The 18,900-nt window shown below is 64.4% G+C and carries 14 protein-coding genes and 1 pseudogene; 6 read left to right on the forward strand and 9 right to left on the reverse strand.

Going from position 1 to position 18,900, the window contains the following annotated elements; all coding sequences use genetic code 11:
• The first annotated feature begins 42 nt into the window (after positions 1 to 42).
• Genes P5W99_RS18980 through P5W99_RS18990 form a run of 3 tightly spaced genes read left to right on the forward strand, consistent with a single transcriptional unit; the run spans position 43 to position 2,032 of the window.
• A complete protein-coding gene (locus tag P5W99_RS18980; protein WP_421026679.1) occupies positions 43 to 675 on the forward strand; it encodes a LemA family protein in 633 nt (210 codons plus the stop codon).
• Positions 672 to 1,532: a TPM domain-containing protein gene (locus P5W99_RS18985; protein WP_421026680.1), complete on the forward strand. Its 861-nt coding sequence runs from the start codon at positions 672 to 674 to the stop codon at positions 1,530 to 1,532. The genes P5W99_RS18980 and P5W99_RS18985 overlap by 4 nt, the downstream gene beginning before the upstream one ends.
• Positions 1,533 to 1,534: 2 nt before the next feature.
• The gene (locus P5W99_RS18990) at positions 1,535 to 2,032 is read left to right on the forward strand and encodes a TPM domain-containing protein (protein WP_421026681.1); all 498 of its coding nucleotides are present in this window, start codon (positions 1,535 to 1,537) and stop codon (positions 2,030 to 2,032) included.
• Between the two features lie 59 nt (positions 2,033 to 2,091).
• Here P5W99_RS18990 and P5W99_RS18995 read toward each other — a convergent pair whose 3' ends face one another.
• From P5W99_RS18995 to P5W99_RS19010, 4 genes and pseudogenes are all read right to left on the reverse strand, one after another.
• On the reverse strand, positions 2,092 to 2,313 hold the full coding sequence (locus P5W99_RS18995) for a hypothetical protein (RefSeq protein ID WP_421027083.1): 222 nt from the start codon (positions 2,311 to 2,313) through the stop codon (positions 2,092 to 2,094).
• A gap of 53 nt (positions 2,314 to 2,366) precedes the next feature.
• Positions 2,367 to 2,744: a cupredoxin domain-containing protein gene (locus P5W99_RS19000; protein ID WP_421026682.1), complete on the reverse strand. Its 378-nt coding sequence runs from the start codon at positions 2,742 to 2,744 to the stop codon at positions 2,367 to 2,369.
• Positions 2,741 to 5,635, reverse strand: coding sequence for a heavy metal translocating P-type ATPase (locus P5W99_RS19005; RefSeq protein ID WP_434664269.1), 2,895 nt, complete (start codon positions 5,633 to 5,635; stop codon positions 2,741 to 2,743). Before P5W99_RS19005 ends, P5W99_RS19000 begins: the two co-directional genes overlap by 4 nt.
• 7 nt (positions 5,636 to 5,642) lie before the next feature.
• Positions 5,643 to 5,801 (reverse strand): annotated as a pseudogene (locus P5W99_RS19010) (DUF3141 domain-containing protein); the annotation flags it as partial.
• A gap of 644 nt (positions 5,802 to 6,445) precedes the next feature.
• On the opposite strand from P5W99_RS19010, the gene P5W99_RS19015 reads away from it, so the two are divergent.
• Complete coding sequence (locus P5W99_RS19015) at positions 6,446 to 8,932, forward strand: Lon protease family protein (RefSeq protein ID WP_421027084.1); 2,487 nt, start codon at positions 6,446 to 6,448, stop codon at positions 8,930 to 8,932.
• Between the two features lie 118 nt (positions 8,933 to 9,050).
• Here the strand turns inward: P5W99_RS19015 and P5W99_RS19020 are convergent, their stop codons facing one another.
• From P5W99_RS19020 to P5W99_RS19030, 3 genes are read right to left on the reverse strand one after another with little or no spacing between them, the layout of a single operon-like run.
• Entirely contained in the window at positions 9,051 to 11,486 is a 2,436-nt protein-coding gene (locus tag P5W99_RS19020; RefSeq protein WP_421026684.1) for a serine hydrolase, read from the reverse strand.
• Positions 11,441 to 12,742, reverse strand: coding sequence for a putative glycoside hydrolase (locus P5W99_RS19025; RefSeq protein WP_421026685.1), 1,302 nt, complete (start codon positions 12,740 to 12,742; stop codon positions 11,441 to 11,443). The genes P5W99_RS19020 and P5W99_RS19025 overlap by 46 nt, the downstream gene beginning before the upstream one ends.
• An 8-nt stretch (positions 12,743 to 12,750) precedes the next feature.
• Positions 12,751 to 13,875 (reverse strand): polysaccharide deacetylase family protein, encoded by a 1,125-nt coding sequence (locus tag P5W99_RS19030; RefSeq protein ID WP_421026686.1) that lies wholly within the window; start codon positions 13,873 to 13,875, stop codon positions 12,751 to 12,753.
• A 124-nt stretch (positions 13,876 to 13,999) separates the two neighbouring features.
• Between P5W99_RS19030 and P5W99_RS19035 the strand changes: the two genes are divergently transcribed.
• Entirely contained in the window at positions 14,000 to 16,315 is a 2,316-nt protein-coding gene (locus tag P5W99_RS19035; protein ID WP_421026687.1) for an FAD-dependent oxidoreductase, read from the forward strand.
• Positions 16,316 to 16,349: 34 nt separating this feature from the next.
• Positions 16,350 to 17,312, forward strand: a complete 963-nt coding sequence (locus P5W99_RS19040) for an acetyltransferase (protein ID WP_421026688.1) — start codon at positions 16,350 to 16,352, stop codon at positions 17,310 to 17,312.
• Between the two features lie 141 nt (positions 17,313 to 17,453).
• Here the strand turns inward: P5W99_RS19040 and P5W99_RS19045 are convergent, their stop codons facing one another.
• A complete protein-coding gene (locus tag P5W99_RS19045; protein ID WP_421026689.1) occupies positions 17,454 to 17,705 on the reverse strand; it encodes an acyl carrier protein in 252 nt (83 codons plus the stop codon).
• Positions 17,702 to 18,892: a dihydrolipoamide acetyltransferase family protein gene (locus P5W99_RS19050; protein ID WP_421042701.1), complete on the reverse strand. Its 1,191-nt coding sequence runs from the start codon at positions 18,890 to 18,892 to the stop codon at positions 17,702 to 17,704. The genes P5W99_RS19045 and P5W99_RS19050 overlap by 4 nt, the downstream gene beginning before the upstream one ends.
• Between the last annotated feature and the right edge of the window lie 8 nt (positions 18,893 to 18,900).

The following is an 18,900-nucleotide window of genomic DNA, read 5'->3' on the forward strand; positions in this document are numbered from 1 at the left end:
TGGTGTGGGAGTCGGCGTTTGCGAGACAGGGGTGGATACGACATGCGAAACATAGGGTTGATCCTGGCCGCGCTAGTGGTGTTGTCCCTTGCTGGGTGTGGCTATAACCGGATACAGGCTGAGGATGAACAGATCAAGGCGAGTTGGTCAGAAGTCGTCAACCAGTACCAGCGTCGTGCGGACCTCGTGCCCAACCTCGTTAACACCGTGAAAGGGTACGCCCAGCAGGAGCGGGATGTCCTCACTCAGGTCACAGAGGCACGCGCTCGGGTGGGCGCGATTCAAGTGACTCCTGAGGTGCTCGACAACCCGGAGGCGTTTGCGAAGTTTCAAGCCGCGCAGGCGCAACTGACCACTTCGCTTTCGCGTCTTCTGGTTGTCTCCGAGAATTACCCGCAGCTGAAGTCTGACGCCAACTTCCGGGATCTGCAGGCTCAACTGGAGGGTACTGAAAACCGGATTGCCGTTGCTCGGAACCGATACATCAAGGCTGTCCAGGAATACAACACGACCGTACGCTCGTTTCCGGCTGACCTCACGGCCATGGCGTTCGGGTACAAGGAAAAGCCGAATTTTTCCGTCGCCAACGAAGCGGAAATCGGCACGCCTCCACGCGTCGATTTCGGCACCCAGTCCGGTGGAGCAAGACCGGCCGCCGCGGGAGCCGCCAAATGAATGTGCTGGCGAAAGTCTCGTTCGCGCTGATTGCCGTGCTTGCGCTATGCATGGCGTTGGGCGCAAGTGCAGAGGTTCCCGTACCGCCCTTGACGGCGCGTGTGACGGACCAGACCGGCACGCTCACGCCTGAGCAGGTGAGCGAACTTGAGCAGACGCTGCAGGCATTCGAGAAGAGAAAGGGCACCCAGATCGCCGTGCTGATCGTTCCGACGACCGGAGCCGAGACGATAGAGCAGTACTCGCTGCGAGTCGTCGAGCAGTGGAAGCTCGGACGCAGGCAGGTAGACGACGGGGCGCTTCTCATCGTCGCGAAGGACGACCGGAAACTACGCATCGAGGTCGGCTACGGCCTTGAGGGGGCACTCAACGACGCCATCAGCAACCGGATCATTCGTGAAATCATCGCGCCGCGATTTCGGGAGGGCGACTTCTATGGCGGTATTGCCGCGGGCGCCGATCAGATGATCCGGGTGGCAGACGGCGAGCCGTTGCCTCCTCCGCAGCCCAGCACACGCTCGGGTTCGCCGGATCTCTGGAAGCTTGCGCCCGTGATCTTCATGCTCGCAGTCGTATTCGGTGGTGTTTTGCGTTCCGCATTTGGAAGATTGCCCGGCGCGGTCGTAGCCGGAGGCGGTGCTGCCCTCGTTGCGTGGCTTCTGGCTGCCGGAATTCTGGCAGCGGTGGCGGCAGGCGTGATCGCCTTCCTCTTTACGTTGACGGGTGCGGGCATGGGCGCTTACGTGGGAACTTACGGCATCGGACGCCGAGGCGGTAGGTTCGGCGGAGGCGGGCGCGGCGGATTTGGTGGGGGTGGTGGAGGCTTCGGTGGTGGCGGCGCATCAGGCAGGTGGTAAGCATGGAAATTATGCGAATTGTCAGGCACTTGCTGACAACCCATTGGAGGGTCCGGCGTGCATTCCCGCGCGCCACGCTGACGGCGATCGGGCAGGCCATCAAGGTCTGCGATGCCGGACACGTTGGCGAAGTCTGTTTCGCGGTCGAAGGTGCGCTCCACAGTGGGCATCTTTTTCGCAGGCAATCGGCACGGGATCGTGCTATCGAGGTGTTCTCGCAGCTGCGGATATGGGATACGGAGCACAACAACGGCGTGTTGATTTACGTGCTGCTCGCGGACCGTGCTGTCGAAATCGTCGCGGATCGAGGCGTCCACGCGAAGGTTGTTCCACAAGAGTGGCAGGCTATTTGCCACGTGATGGAAGCTGCGTTTCGTCGTGGTGCGTATTGCGACGGCGCGGTGAAGGGAATTGAGGCGGTGGCCGCGCACCTGAAAAAACACTACCCGGCGACCGGCCCCAACCGCGATGAACTCCCGGATGCGCCGGTGGTTCTGTGATCCGGTATCCGCCAACCATTGCCTGGAGGATTTGCATGAGTCGCGGCAGCCGCGCTGATCTAGCTGGACTTGCCGGAACCCGGCTTCGGCCAGTCGACGAATGCGAGCACCCAAAGTCCCAGCAGGTTCAAGAGCGGAACGAGCGCGAGAATCGCCCAGAACGGAGACAGGCCGATCCGCATCAGAATCCGCCCGATGGGGTAGAGCAGCACCACGGCCATGACCAGAAAGACGATCCAGTGTGCGGCTCCGTATCCGGCCATGCCGGTCCAGTGATACATCACGATTCACCTCCTTGGCTGTGATCGGTGCGTCTTCGTTGATAGGCGCCATCTCATTCGACGACCAGGCGCCCGCGAAACATGCCCATCGGACAGGCGAACACATATTCCCCGGGCTTGTCGGGCATCAATTCAACGGACACCAACTGCCCGGTCGGCAGGTCCGCGCTTTTGTGGAAATCGGCGAAGATGACCTTGTCCGAGCAGCCGGCGGTCTCTTCGCGGCGAAAAGTCAGCCGCACCGGCTTGCCATGTTGAACCACGATCGTATCCGGCGTGTACCCGCCCTTGACGAGGATCATCGCCTCCTGGTAACCGCTGCTCGTCTGCGCAGCCTGCATGCCTTGCGAGCGCTTCAACCAGAAAAACCAGACGATGAAGCTGACCAGAGCCAGCCCGAGAACCAGCACAATCCAGCGGTCGGGTGTCATGACGCGATTCTCCGTGGATTGAAAAACCGTAGGCGATTGGCATTCGTGACAACGGTCACGGAACTGAACGCCATCGCAGCGGCGGCGATGATGGGGGACAGCAGGATGCCCAGGAACGGGTAGAGCACACCCATCGCGACCGGCAGGCCAAGGCCGTTATAGCCGAATGCGCCCAGAAGATTCTGCCGCACGTTGCGCATGGTGGCGCGGCTGATCTCGATGGCCGTCACGACACCCGTCAGGCTTCCCTTGATCAGCGTGACGTCGCTCGCCTCGATTGCCACGTCTGTGCCGGTTCCGATCGCAAATCCGACGTCGGCCTGGGCGAGGGCCGGCGCATCGTTGATGCCGTCGCCCACCATGCCCACCTTCTTGCCTTCGAGTTGCAGCTTTCGCACTTCGTGTGCCTTGTCGTTCGGAAGCACTTCGGAAAGCACGCGTTCGATGCCGACCTGCCGCGCAATCGCTTCCGCGGTGCGCCTGTTGTCGCCGGTCAGCATGACCACCTCGATGCCAAGGCGGCGAAGCGCTTCGATTGCCGCCTTCGAATCCGGCTTGACTGTATCGGCTACCGCCACCAGCCCTGCCGCCTGTGCGTCGATCGCGACGTACATAGGCGTTTTCCCTTCAGTGGCAAGCCGCTCCCAGGCAGGTGAGAGCGCCTGAATGTCAATGCCACGATCCTGCATCAGCCTCGCATTGCCGAGAAGCACGTCATGATCGTCGATGCGGCCACCCACCCCGTGTCCCGGGATTGCGGTGAACCCTCCTGTCGCCGGAAGTGCAAGGGCCCGTGCCCGGGCGCCCTTGACGATCGCTTCGCCGAGCGGATGCTCCGAGCCTTGCTCGAGCGATGCGGCGAGGCGAAGCACTTCGTCCTCGTTGCGTGAACCCGCGACGACCACATCGGTCAGCGCCGGCTCGCCCCGCGTAATCGTTCCTGTCTTGTCCAGGACAACTGCGTCGAGTCGCTGCGCGCTTTGCAGCGCATCGCCCGAGCGGATCAGGATGCCGTTTTCGGCACCCTTGCCGATACCCACCGTCAGCGAGGTTGGGGTGGCGAGACCAAGTGCGCACGGGCACGCGATGATCAGCGTCGTCACAAAAACGATCGTCGCGTAGACCAAGCGAGGATCCGGGCCGACGATGTACCACACGACGAAGGCGAGAACCGCGAGAATCATCACGGCCGGCACGAAGTATCCCGACACCGCGTCAACGACCCGCTGGATCGGCGCCTTGGAGCCCTGTGCGTCGCGGACCATCCTGACAATATTGGCCAGCGCCGTATTCTTGCCGACCTTGGTCGCCCTGAAGCGGAAGCTGCCGGTTTTGTTAAGCGTCGCGCCGATGACCTCGTCGCCAACTCGCTTTTCCACTGGCATCGATTCACCCGTGATCATTGATTCGTCGATCGCGCTCGCGCCTTCCGTCACCGCGCCGTCAACCGGCACCTTCTCGCCAGGGCGCACGATGACCGTGTCGCCCACAAGCACTTCTTCCACGGGGAGGTCCACTTCTTTGCCGTTCCGCATCACCCGGGCGGTTTTGGCCTGCAGACCGATCAGCTTCCTGATCGCCCCGGAAGTTCGCCCCTTCGCCTTGAGTTCTAGCGCAAGACCCAGCACGACGAGCGCAACCACGACGTCGCTGACGTCCCAGAAAACCTCGGCAAGCGACATGTTCGGAAAGAGCCTTGGCCACGCAACGGCGACAATGGAGTAGAGAAACGCCGCAGTGATGCCGATCGCGATCAGGGTATGCATGTTGGCCGTGCGGTGCCTTAGCGCGTCCCACATCCCGGTGTAGAATTGCGAACCGGACCAGAATATGGCTGGCAGGCTGAGGACGCCCAGCAGCGCCCATACAAGGCGCCGGGTGTCGCTGCCTTCTGGTATCCAGCTGCGCAGTGCGGGAATCAGCTCCGGATAGCTCAGGCCCATGACCGGGATCGAGATCGCCGCGGCAACCCAGAACTTGCGCATCAGTGTGCGATATTCGTCCTGCTGGGCGGCTTCCTCGGGGCTGGACTGCACCAGCCCGGGCGATTTCTCCGGTTTGGGCTCCGCAACACGGTACCCGGCTGACCCGATCGCGCGCCGGATATCTGCCAGGGACGTCTTTTCAGGCAGATATTCCACATCGGCGGCGCCCGACCCGAGACTCGCCTGAGCTGCTATAACGCCGGACGTTGTCTTGAGTGCGAGTTCCACGCGGGTTATGCAGGAGCTGCAATGCATGTGCCGGATGGGCATACGCACTTTGGCCGTGCCGGCTGTATAGCCGGCGGAACGGATGGATTTCAGGAGATCTGCAACGCCGGCTCGCATAGGATCAAAATCGATACTCGCGAGGCGGCTGGCGAGATTGACATGTGCGTGGCGCACACCCGCGACCTCGCCCAGAGCCTTCTCGATTGCTGGCGGGCAGTGCGGACAGGCCATGCCGCCGATTGACAGTTCGATGTGTTCCAGGGCGTTGCCCATTGAAGATGCCGGTTCACGGGAATGGATTGCCGCGGTCGGCGTTACGGTTGCGAGTTCTTCGTTCATGTAATCCTCCACCATTCGTGCATTGCCGCTTTCGCGCTCGTTTAGCTCCGAAAGCGGGCGGACCCGTTCGAAGGCTTCACGCGGCGTGTCAAAATCCAGTTCCTGAACCTGACGCTGCTCGAAGTGCATGGAATACTGCGGCTGACGACAATCGGGGTTTCTTGTCGGATTGCCGATCTTCATCTCGTAGAACCCCGGTGCCAGCGTCTCGATCTGCGCAAGGCTCTTGAGCATTGCACGGTGTTCGAGACGCGCCACGCTGGCTGAAACGAAGATGCCCAGATGGCCCGCATGAGGGTTCGGGAAAAAAGATGATGAAGTAGACGATATGGCCTTCATGCATCGCCATGCCTGCACCGGAGTCGCGCTTGAAGCCGCCGATGCCAGGGCCGTGCCCGGCGTGTGGATCGACGGCGATGACGGGTGGCTTTGAGTCATCGAGGCACGCGTTGAAGCAGACATCGCCGGCACGCGTGATCCGAGGCACTGGCTCTTCGAGACACACCGGGGTGACATATGGATTCGAGAACTCGTTTTTACCCTAACAATTGTCGGATCGCAGTGATTGACATAGATCAAGCGGCGTAACGGCGGCAGAAAGCGCGATCGATTCCAATGGCACAGGCCGGTCAACGCTTATGGGGGGTGTGCCCGCAGTTGCTGGATCTATAAGTAATTTTGTTGTTCCCGAAATGATGGGGTAAGCGAGCGCAGCGAAGTTTCGCATTGGCGGCGTATCCCGGCCGTCGTTTTGTGTTGGCCGGGATATGACCAATAAAATTCCCAAGTTCGCAAACTCCCCGCCCGGAATGCGCGAGCGCGCGGAGCGTCTGGGCCGGGTATCCGTGGATGATGACCGAGTCAATTCCTGAACGGCAGTGAAGCACTAACGTGGTGGCAGACTGGGTCGATCCGTCGCGTCAGTCCGGGCTGATAAAAGCAGACAGGAGACAATAACGGTGAACGATTTCGCACGGAGATCGTGCCGAAGGTCGTGAATTTCATACTGGCCAACGATTTACGTGGAGCGAGCTGAAGCACCTTGTGCCGACCTTCGATCGGCGGGCATTAAAGACTGACGCCGATCAATTGATGATCGTCATGGTATCGCACCATTACGTGCATACCGTACTCATCTTCCACCTTGACATGTCCGACGCCGAATCCCTGCAGGTTCCCGCTGACCGACTGCGCTGTACCACTGACGCGCGTCTGTTCGAGTTCGCGACGACGGCCGAACTGGCTGACCCGGACGGCATTGTCGGGCAGCGGCGTGCCGTGGATGCCATCCGCTTTGCCACTGAAATGGCGCACGACGGTTATAACCTGTTCGTACTGGGGCCGGTTGGCGCGGGGAAATACACTGTCGTCGAGCAGTTCCTGAGTGGCCGGGCCGCTCAAGAGCCCGCTCCGGACGGCTTCTGCTACGTCAACAATTTTGCCGAGCCCCACAGGCCTCACGTACTGCGGCTTCCTCCCGGCCGGTCGTTCGGCCTCCAGCAGGATATGCGCCAGTTCGTTGACGAACTGAGGGTGGTTATTCCCGCAGCTTTCGAAAGTGAGGTGTACAGCGCACGCGCGGAGCAGATCGATACGGAGTTTTCGCAGCGACAGGAGAAAGCGTTCGTCGAACTGGGCAACGATGCGACCGGACAGCAGATTGCGCTCATTCGCACGCCCGTCGGTTTTTCGCTCGCGCCCACGCGGCGCGGCGAGGCGCTTACCGAAAAGGAATACGACGAACTACCCGCGAGTGAGCGCGCGGAGATCGATGCTCATTTGGTGCAACTGCGCGAGCGCCTCGAAAAGCTCCTGCGCCAGATACCGATGTGGCAGAAGGAGCATCGCGACCGGGTGCGCGCACTGAATCGTGAAACGATGACGCAAGCCGTTGCGAATCTGATGGATACGCTCATGCAGCGCTATTCGGATCTGCCACAGGTGCAGGCGTATCTGGAAGCCGTGCGGCTCGATGTGTTCGATAGCGTGGGTGATTTCCGCAGGCCGCCGGACCGCGAATCGCCCGCCGGCGACTCGGCGCTCGCGCGCTATCAGGTCAATGTGTTGCTGGACCACGATGCCCACGGTGGCGCGCCTGTCGTATTCGAGGACTTCCCGTCCTATCAAAACCTGATAGGGCGGGTCGAGCATCGCGCCATGCTCGGCACGCTGGTCACCGACTTCACGCTGATCAAGCCCGGCGACCTTCATCGCGCGAATGGCGGGTATCTCCTGCTCGACGTGGACAAGGTGCTGCGGCAGCCCTTCGCATGGGAGGGACTCAAGCGCGCGCTGCTCAAGCACGAGATTCGCATCGAGTCGCTTGCGGAGATGTACAGCATGGTGAGCACGGTGTCGCTCGAACCTGAACCCGTGCCGCTCGACGTGAAAGTGATCCTGTTCGGTGAACGCTGGCTGTATTACCTGCTCTACGAGCTTGATCCGGACTTCTGTGAGCTCTTCAAGGTACCTGCCGACTTCGAAGAGGACATGCAGCGTGACCCGGCGAATCAGTTGCTCTACGCCCGCCTCATTGCCGCAGTCGTGCGTCGTCAGGGGCTACTGCCGTTCGGATGCGATGCCGTACTGCGCGTGATTGAGGAGCAGGCTCGTCATGCTGGCGACGCAGACAAGCTCTCGCTCCATATGCGCACGCTTGTAGACCTGCTGCGCGAATCTGATTATGTTGCGCGTCAGCGCGGCGGCGATATCGTCGGCCGCGGAGACGTCGAGCGGGCGCTCGAAGCCCAGGTCGCGCGCTGTGACCGTGTGCGCATGCAACTGCTCGAGGAGACTTTGCGCGGCACGCTGCTAATCGATACGAGCGGCGCGAAAGTGGGGCAGGTCAACGGATTGTGGGTCGCCCAGATGGGGGGCTACACATTCGGTCAGCCCGCGCGCATTACCGCGCGCACACGGGCTGGCGAGGGCGAGGTGATCGACATTCAGCGAGAGGCGAAGCTGGCCGGCGCGGTTCATTCGAAGGCGGTGATGATCCTGTCGTCGTTCCTGACAGCGCGCTATTGCGGCAAGCGTCCGGTATCGCTCGCAGCGAGCCTCACGTTCGAGCAGACATACGGGACGGTTGAAGGCGACAGCGCATCCCTCGCGGAGCTATGCGCGCTGCTCTCGTCGCTCTCGGGTATTCCACTTCGACAATCGCTCGCGGTGACGGGCTCGGTGAATCAGCAAGGCGAGGTGCAGGCGATTGGCGGGGTCAACGAAAAGATCGAGGGTTTTTTCGATCTGTGCCGCGCGCGCGGGCTTTCGGGCGAGCAGGGCGTCGTCATCCCGCAGGCGAATGTCAGGCATCTCATGCTGCGCGAGGACGTGGTCGAGGCAGCAGCGGGCGGACGGTTTCAGGTCTATGCCGTCGGCAGCGTTGACGATGCGCTTGGCTTGCTGACCGGTTTGGCGGCCGGCAGCAGCGACGCTGAAGGGAATTTTCCTGACGGTACCGTCAATGCATGCGTGTGCGCGAAACTTGCAGCGTTCGCTGACGCACGTCGTGCGTTGCAGTCGCCGCATTTCATGACTGGCCGGCGCCGCTGGCATCCGGCGGCAAATACTCGCATCAACATTGCAGCGGCGCCTCGTCGTGCCGGCAGAAAGCGGCCGGATGGCGGCCCGGAATAAGCGAGTGTCAAGCTGAGCCGGCCTGCGCGCTCGCAGGCCGGCTCGCATCCCGGTTATCCGTCTTCCGCAGCTGAATGAATGGCAGAAGTCCCCGGTTTTCACTCCCGAAGCGCATCGTTCAGTACAGCAGAGAGGGCCTGCGAGCCGCCGCGAAGGCGTGCGTTTGTCGCTGCGCGATCTGGAGCGCTTGCACCGCATCGGTGTCGCGGACCAATGCCTCCCAGACCGCATCCGAGCCGATCAGGGCGCGAGTCGCGGCGACATCAAAGGTTTGCGGCCAGCCCCGGTGCAGCTGCGCAACCAGGGTGAGGCCAAGCACACCAGGCTCACGCGCAGCGTCCGCGCTTGCCACTCTCACACCGTGGCACAGCATGCCGCGCCATGTGGATTCGGTCGGCACGAATTCGATCGGCTCGAAGCGCGCACCCGCATTCGCCGCGTTCAACGCGGCAGCCAGCGCGACGCCGTCGAGCCAGGGTGCGCCGATCCACTCGAAGGGATGCGGCGTGCCGCGCCCGACGCTCACGTTCGCACCCTCGATCAGTGCCACGTCCGGATAGAGCGCGAGCGCCCGCGGCGTGCGCAGGTTGGGCGAGAGCGGCGTCCATGCGAGACCGGTGTCGGTGAAGGCCATTTCCCGATGGTATCCGCTCATCGGTATCACATGCAGGTCCGCGTTGATGTGCCGCTCGGCGTTGAAGTAGCGCGCAAGCTCACCAGGCGTCATGCCGGGCTGCAGCGGCAGCGCCGTGTAGCCGGTGAAGGACGTGCGTCCGGCGTCGAGCATCGGGCCGCCGAAGCGCGCCGCGCCCAACGGGTCGGGGCGGTCCAGCACGAAGACGGGGATGCGGCGCGAAGCGGCTGCTTCGAGCGTATAACCTAGCGTTGTTTCGTAGGTAAAGAAGCGCACACCCGCGTCCTGGAGATCAAATACGAGTGCGTCAAGCCCATCGAGCGCGTGCGCGGGAAAGCGCTGGCGGCTCCCGTAGAGGCTGATGACAGGGAGTCCCGTTGCTGCATCGGTCGTGTCGTCGAACGGTGCGTCGATGTCACCGCTCAGGCCGTGCTCGGGTGCGAACAGAACCCGCAGCGCGACGCCAGGCGCATGGGCGAGCACGTCGGCGCTGCGCCGGCCTTCGCCGTCGATGGCGCTCTGGTTCGTCACGAGGCCGATGCGCATTCCCGCGAGGGGCGTGAACGCTTGTGCGGCGAGGAGGTCGAGACCTGTCTTCACCGGCCCGTGAGCGCGCGGCATGACCTGCGCTGCCGCGAGCGTTGCTGCGGCCCATGGCAGACGCTGCGCGAGCTGCGCTTCGGATAGCGGCTGCGCGCCACTTGCCATCAGTGAACTGACCTGTGCGCGCAAGGGCTCGGCGTCGCCGTGCGGGCCCATCAATACGCGGTTGCTCAGCACGATCAGAAAGCGGCCCGTTGCGAAATCGATCCACAAGGCCGTGCCCGTATAGCCGGTGTGCTTCAACGCCCCGATCGGCTCAAGCCGGTCGCGATTCGCCACCAGTGGGGGCTGGATCTCCCAGCCGAGGCCGCGCCATGGGGGCGGCGATGCGGGCTGCGCGAGCAGGGCGATACTCGACGCGTGAAGGATTCGCACGCCGTCGAGCGTGCCGCCTTGCAGCACCATGCGCGCGTAGCGCGCGAGATCGCCGGCCGTCGAGAAAAGGCCGGCATGCCCCGCGACGCCGCCCATGCGAGCGGCGATCGGGTCGTGCACGTGTCCTCGCGCAAGGCCGCTTGTCGGCGCGATCCGCGCTGCAAGTGAGGCATCCGGTCTGAAGCCCGTGTCGACCATGCCGAGTGGCACGAAAATGTGGTCCCGGCACCAGGCGTCGAAGCGCTCGCCGCTGGCGAGCTCCACGAGCTTCGCGAGGACGATGAAGTTGACGTCGCTATAGGTCACGCGCGCGCCCGGCGCGCTGCGCGGAATAGCGTCGGCGGCTTTGCGCAGGACGTCGGCTGCATCGACGGCACGCGTGATCGACACCTCGGGCGGTAGCCCGGAAGTATGCGAGAGCAGTTCGCGCACCGTGATGTTGCCTTTGCCGTGCGCGCCGAAAGCGGGCCAGTAGCGGGTGACGGGTGTGTCGAGGTCGAGGCGGCCGGCTTCCACGAGTTGCAGCACGGCCGTCGTTGTCGCGATCACTTTCGTGAGGGAAGCGAGGTCGAAGACCGTGTCCATTGTCATGGGCTCGGGCTGCGCGCCCTGCGTTCGCGAGCCGGCCGCGTAGGCCCACGTGCTCGACTGGGCGTCACCCGCCACGACCACTGCACCGGGAATGCGCCCCGCAGCGATCTGTGCGGCGACGATCGCATCGAGCCCGGCCGGCGCTTGCGAACCCGGCACGGGCAGACCCGTGGATGGCCGCGGGGCGGGAGAAGCGGGCGCGCTCGCGACGTGCGCCAGTTGAGGGGGCCGCTCGGCGCAGCCCGCCAGGACGACGGCCAGCGCGGCCGCAAGCAGCCATGTCGCGCCATAAAAACCCTTGCGTCTCAATGGGGCAACTGGGCGGGATCGTAGTGATTGCGCGGATTCCATAGCATCCAGCCGTCGGCGCCGGCGGCATCGGCGGCGTCGACCTGTTCTCGGATCGCCTCGGCGCCGAACTCGCGATGATCAAACGCATAGTCTCGAAACGCCTGAAGCCAGGGCCTGAAGCGCACGCCCGGCAGGCCGGTGCGCGTCTTCGCCTGCGCCAGCGAGCGGCCCACGATCTGGCCGGGCTCCACCATCGGGCGATCGAAGCCGGGAAGTCCCCACGTGAAGCCTGACGGATAGAGCATGGGCGAAATATAGTCTAGCGGCGCGGCGAGCTGCTCGATCTGCTGGCCGATGGCAGTGTCGTCGAGATTCCAGCACACGTACCCGAAGATATCCGCGGCGACGAACACGTTATAGGGCACGAGGCGCGCGCGGGCAACGTTGAGAAATCCGACGATTGCGGCCGTCCGGTTCGCGCGTGTGTTCGGCTCGCTGAACTGCAGTCCCGGGGCATCGGGAAAGCGCACGTAATCGAACTGGATCTCGTCAAAGCCAAGGCGCGCGGCCTCTTGCGCAATATCGATGTTGTGTGCCCAGACCGCCTGCTGGAAAGGGTCGACCCATTGCAGCGACTCGCGGTCGCGCCACACCTCGCCTGTCGCGTCGCGCACCGCCCACTCGGGATGGGCGCTCGCAAGTGGATCGTCCTTGAAGACGACGATGCGCGCGATCAGGTAGAAGCCCTGCTCGTGGAGCGTGGCGACCAGCGCTGCGAAGTCGTCGATGTAGGGCGGCTGCACGCTCACATGGCGGATCGCGCCGATGGCGTCGCGCGCAGCGTTACGCCACGGCGTGATTCCGCGATCGCCCTTGGCGTCGATCACGAGCGCGTTGATGCGATTGCTCGTACTGAGCGCCACGGCGGCACTGCGCAAGGTGCGGCTCGTTACGCCGTAGACGGACAGGTAGACCGCCCTGGGTCGGAACGGCGCGAGCGCGATCGTCACCGGCGCGTTGCCGGCGACAGTCGTCCATGCGCGCAGATAGCCCGGCGCGCGCGCCGCCACGCTCGTGCCCGGCGCAGGTGCGGGAAAGGCGCCGCGCGTGTCCGCGCGCAGCGCGCGGCCGCCGATTGTCACGGTAGCTTCAGGTATGGGCGCATGCGTCTTCGCATCGATGACGACGCCTTGCATTCCGGCGGCTGCCTGGGCGCTGGCAACACCGCATGCGAGAGCGACGGCGAGGGCGGCGACCCACGAGATCGCATGCCGGACGGGAGTGCCTTGCAAGGTGGGCTTTGCGAAAGACGTCATGGCGGGGCTCAAGGTAATGTCCGGGCATCGAGAGGGGATGGGCGTTCGCCAAGCAACTGACCGAGGCATTCGGGCGTGCAGGTATCAACCATCAGAAAGCGCGGGATCGCCAGTGGTTGCGTCGAGCGCGTGACGTTGTGCGGTTCGATCGTGAAAGCAGCGCGGTAGCCGGCATGCTGCGCGAGTGCGACGAGATCATCGTTGTGGATGCCGAACGGCCAGGCGAGCATGTTGACGTGGCCGCCGAGCTGGCGCTCGAGCAACTCGCGGGAGTGCGTGAACTGTGTCAGCGCGAACTGCTCGAAAGCGGGTTCCGACAGGCGCCGTCGTTCCGTGTTGAAGTTCGGATGCCACCAGGTGTGCGACTGGACATCGAAGAGTCCGGTGTCGCGCAGCTCGCGCAACTGGGGCCATGTCATCGCATACGATGCGTTCGAGATGGCCGAGGGATAGATGAACAAGGTGACGGGAAAGCGCTCACGCAGAACAATCGGGCGCATTACTTCATAGACCGAGCGATGACCGTCGTCGATGGTGATCGCGATGGCTCTGGGCGGCAGCGTCGCCGACGGATCCTCGAGCCACGCGACGATATCGCGCAGCGGCACGATCTGGTAGCCGTGCGCGCGCAGCCAGGCGAGATGCGCTTCGAGCGTCGAGACGCGCACCGTCATCGAGTCCGTGGCTTCGTCAGCGAAGCGATGGTAGACGAGGATCGAAGCGTCAGGCACGGGTTGCGCCGCCTCTGCGGGCGCTATCAGCGGACGCCACGCCATCACCCCGGCGAGGAGCAGCGTCAACATGCCGATAAGCTTGCAAGGGAGAAAGCGCATCTTCTGGTCCGGTTCTTCTGCTCGCTGTGGTCTGCGGGTTGCTGTCGCCAGAACTCGCCGCGCTCTTTTGCGGTTGCGATGTCTATTCGAACGGGTCCGCCCCGTTCGCGCTTGACCTGAATCAAAGACACGGCGAAGGGGCAATTCAGTATGGATTTGCGCCGCAGCGGCGCGCAGCACGAGCATCCGCTTCGACGTTGACGAGGCATTCGCCGGCGCCGTCCGCGCATTCCAGATGACGCAGCGTGTCAGCAACGGGTCGATCCGATCACGGCGGACGTTCAGGAGGTGCAGAAACAAGGTCCCGTCGTCTGGCAGGTCGCCTCGATCTTCTCCCTGTCGACGCCTTCGTGCTGGCGATCAAGGATGCACATGCCGCGCGCGAACAGGCGGCGATCAGTTGAACCGTTCGTAGGAGCAAGGTATGCGCGAGCAGCGTTTCGATTACGTGCTGGTAGGCGGCGGCATTGCGAGCGTGACCGCTGCGCGCTCGCTGCGCCACGAAGAGCCGGGCGCGAGCATCGCGATCCTGTGCGCGGAGCCTGTTCTACCGTACCGGCGGCCGCCGCTCACGAAAGGTTTCCTCACGGGAAAGGTCGGCGCCGCGCGCGTCACAATCCACCCGGCAGACTTCTACGAGAAGCAGAACATCGCGCTGCTGCTGCACACCCGGGCTGCGGCGCTCGATTGTGCCGCGCACCGCGTGCAGCTCGAAGACGGCAGCGCGGTGGGCTACGGCAAGCTGCTGATCGCCACGGGCGCCCGCCCGCACATGCTGAGCGTTCCCGGCGCCGCGCTTGCGGGCGTCCACTGCCTGCACGATATCGGCGACGCCGTTGCGTTGCGAACCGATACGGCGGCCGCGCGCCGGGCGCTCGTGATCGGCGCGGGCTTCGTGGGTGTCGAGGCCGCCGCGGCGTTGCGCGAGCTGGGTCTCGAAGTGACGCTTGTCGAGCGCGGTGAGCAGGTGCTGCCGCAGTTGCATTCCGCCTTGCTCTCGGCGCATTTCAGGACGCTCTGCGCGGAGCACGGCGTCGAGGTGCTGACCGGGCTCACGGTCGAGCGTTTCACGGGGCATGGCACGCTGACGGGCGCGGTGCTCAGCGATGGCCGCTCGCTCGCATGCGAACTCGCCGTCGTCGCGACGGGCGTGGAGCCGAACTGCGCATGGCTTGCGGGCAGCGGCATCGGGCTGGCCGATGGCGTGCTCGTCGACGAGTGTCTGCAAACGTCGGACCCGGACATCTACGCCGCAGGCGATGTCGCGAACTTCCATGACCCTGTGCTGGGCGCGCGCCGCCGCGTCGAGCACTGGGACAACGCCGTGCGCCAGGGACGCCTCGCCGCCCGCAACATGCGCGGCGCGCGCATGCCGTACCGCGACGTCTCGATCTTTTATGGCGATGTCTTCGACGCGCCCTACAACTTTCTGGGCGATCCGTCCGATGCACTGGAGGTTGTCGAGCGCGGCGAGTTTGCGCAGCAGCCTTACTCGCTGCTGTTCATGAGGCACAACGTGCTGCGGGCGATGTTCTCATTCGGCGTGCCAGCCGATGAAACGGTCGCCGCGGAAGAGATGATCCGGCACCGGCGCAATCTCGCGAGCGGCAGTGCCGCGCTCGCGCAACCGGGCTCGCGCCTCGGCGCACTGCCTTCGCAGACCGTGCTCATCCTGCAGGGCGGCGGCGCGCTCGGCGCATTCGAGAGCGGAGCGATCGAGGCGCTGGAGTCGCATGGCGTTCGCCCCGACATCGTTTCGGCCGTGTCGATCGGCGCGTTCAACGGCGCGATTGTCGCGAGCCATCCCGGCCAGGCGGTTGCGGCGCTCAACGCCTTCTGGCGCGACCTGTCGATCGAGGGGCTCTCCGCGCCGCGGACCTGTGCGCAACTGCGGCAGACAGAGCTGGCCTGGCATCTCGCGCTCTTCGGCGTGCCGAACTTCATGCGCCCGCGCTGGTGGATGGGTGCACCGGGAACCGGCAGCTTCGCGCCGTGGTGGACGAGCTACTACGATACCGAACCCATGCTCGCGCTCCTGCGCCGCTACGTCGACTTCGACGCGCTGGCGGCAAGTCCCACGCGCCTGCTGCTCGGTGCCGTGGATGTCGCTAGCGGCGAGCGGCGCATTTTCGACAGCTACGTCGACCGGCTGACACCCGAGCATCTGCTCGCGAGCGGCAGCCTGCCGCCTGCGATGCCATGGACGACGGTGGAGGGCCGCGCGTACTGGGATGGCGGCGTTGTCAGCAACTCGCCGCTCGATCTCGTGATCGAGCGCTGCGGGCAAGTCGCGGGACGCGTATTCGTCGTCGATCTGTTTTCCGGGGCGCGGCCGTTGCCGTCGAATCTTTTCGAGGTGATGCTGCGCCGCGACGAGATCGTCTATGCGGACCGCGTGCGCAACGATCTGCGCTTCGAGGAGAACGCCAACGACTTCCGCGATCTTGTCGAGCGCATCACCGGCCAGCTCGACGCAGCGGCCGCCGCGCGCGTGCGGCAGTCGCCCGAGTACATCCGGCTGATGGGCAACCACGTGCCGGTGCAGATCCACCGTATTGCGCTCGATGGCACGTCCATGGGCGGCGTGTCGTTTGCGCGCGACTTCGATTTTTCCTCGGAGTCGATCGCGTCGCTGCAGGCGCTTGGCCGGGCAGCGGCGTTGGCGGTGCTCGACCTGGACGAAGCGAGATTGCGCGCGGGTCTTGCGGCCTCGGACTACGAAGACGAGGTGTGCAAATAGCGCACGCCGGCACGCACAGGCATGGGGGAGCGCGATGCAATATTTCGACGTGTGCAACGGCGACGCGGACGGCCTGTTCGCGCTGCATCAACTGCGCCTCGCGACGCCGCGCAACGCGGTGCTGATCACGGGGCCGAAGCGGGACAACGCACTGCTTGCGCGGGTCATCGCGAGCCCCGGCGACCATGTGACCGCCCTCGACCTCTCGTTCGACGTCAACCGCGCCGCCGTACTCGCGCTGCTCGCGCGCGGCGTCACGATTGACTATATCGACCATCACGTCGCGACCGGATTGCCGCGGCACCCGCTGCTGCATGCGGATATCGATACGGCTCCCGATGTCTGCACGAGCATGCTCGTGGACCGGCGGCTGGGAGGGCGCTATCGCGCATGGGCGGTCGCGGCGGCGTTCGGCGACAATCTGCCGGACGCGGCTCACCGGCTCGCACGGCTCGCGGGCATCGATTCCGACGACGAGGCGAGCCTGCGCGAACTCGGTGAGAACGTGAACTATGCGGGCTATGGAGACTCGACGGACGATCTGCTGATTGATCCTGCGGCGCTCTACGCGCTGCTCGAGCCATATGCGGACCCGCTCGATTTCGTCGGGGCTTGTCCGCTTCTCGCGACGCTCGGGCGAGCGCGGCGCGAGGACCTCGAACTCGCATGCTCGCAGCGCCCGGCGGCGACATCGGCGAGTACCGAGGTCTATATGCTGCCGGACGAGCGCTGGGCGCGCCGTGTGCGCGGCGCCTTCGCGAACCGGCTCGCACGGGAGGCGCCCGAACGCGCGCATGCGGTGCTCACGCCCACTGCCGGGGGCTTCTGGACCGCGAGCATACGCGCACCGCTCGCGGCGCCATTTGGTGCGGACCGTTTTTGCCGTCTTTTCGGCGGAGCGGGGCGGGCCGGCGCCGCAGGCATCGGACATCTGCCACGCGCGGCGTTCGATGCGTTCGTTGCCGCATTTCGTCAGGCATACGAAATGTCTGCATGAGTCGCGCGTGGCTCATGCTTCGCCTCTGGTGAATCATCCGCCAGGCTGGTAACGCCATATGATCCTGATCCTGACCTCACAGGTAACGCACCCACCCCTGGCGTCAATTCAAGCAGCCTCGTAGCCGGGCTCGAATGCCATCTATGACGGTTTGCATGCCTGCGCGAGATACGCGACGACGTCATTCAGGGTCACGAGCCTCGCGTAATCGGACTCGGGAATGTCCACCTGCAGTTTTTCGTGTAACTGCGTAAGGAAGTGCAGCCAGTCGATGGAATCGAGATCGACCTGATGACGAAGCGGACGATCGGCGCGCAGTGTCAGCTCCTCGATTTCGGGCGCGATGGACTTGAGCGTGGCCAGCACGACCACTCGAATATCGGATTCGCTCATGAATTCAGCTCCTCGGGTTGCTGCAAGGTCTCGCCCAGTTCGACCAGAAAGCGCGCACCGTAATGGCCGTCGGTGATGCGATGATCGGCCGAGAGGCTCGCCGTGACGGTGGGCATGACCTTCAGGCTGCCATTCTCGGCCCAGGGCCGCTCCGCGATGCGCCCGAGGCCGACGAGCGCGACCTGTGGCGGATAGATGATGCCGAACACTTCGCTGCTTCCCTGGTCGCCGAGGCTGGTCACCGTGATGGTGGACTCGGAGAGTTCGGAGCTTCGCAATGAGCCCGCACGGCACCGGCTCGTGAGATCAATCAACTCGCCCATTAACTGCGCGAGTGGTTTCGTGTCGGCGTCCAGCAGCGCGGGGGCGACGAGGCCGCCATGACGCAGCGAGATCGCTACGCCGACGTGGATGTGCGGCGCAGCGTGGAATTCGCCATCGCGATAGAAGCCGTTGAGATTCGGAAAGCGCCGCAAAGTGAGGGCGACGGCCTTGATCAGCGGCACAGCGGGCAACAGGCGGTCTTCGATCGAATGCTGCGCGTTTTGTGTGGTGAGCCAGGTCAGCATGCGGCCGAGCGGAATCGTCTCTGATACGTAGTAGTGGGGGATTTCCCGCTTGGCACGCTCCATCGCGGCGGCGATGGTGTGACGCATCGCGGCTAACCGGTCGCCCGCAGCGGCCTCTGGCGCCGCGCCGCCGGCCATGGCGGTGGTTCGCTCGACGTCTTCGAGCCGTACCGTGCCATCCGGGCCCGTGGCGGTCACGGTAGCGAGGTCTATGTGCAGTTGCTGCGCACGCTTGCGTGCAGCGGGCGATACCTTGCGGCGGGTGGCTGGCGTACCAGCGGGCGCACTGGCGGGCGGGCCAGGAGGCAGCATAACTTTTGGTCCCGGCGCGCCCGCCTCGTGCGGCGCTTTGCGTGCCGGGCGCGTGGCGGGGGGGGCTTCGCCTGGCGCCAGGAGTGTGGCAATGGTCGCACCGACCGGCACCTTTGCGCCAGCGTCGATCATCAGCTCGTCGATGGTGCCTTCCTGCCAGCTCTCGATATCGACCGCTGCCTTGCTCGTGTCGACGATCGCGACCACCTGGCCTTTTTTCACCGCGTCGCCGGGCTTGACCTTCCATTCGAGGAGCGTGCCCTCGTCCATGTCCGCACCCATGGAAGGCAGCTTGAACTCGATCATGTGTCGTG

The organism is Paraburkholderia sp. A3BS-1L, from assembly GCF_051125215.1.
Classification (GTDB): domain Bacteria; phylum Pseudomonadota; class Gammaproteobacteria; order Burkholderiales; family Burkholderiaceae; genus Paraburkholderia.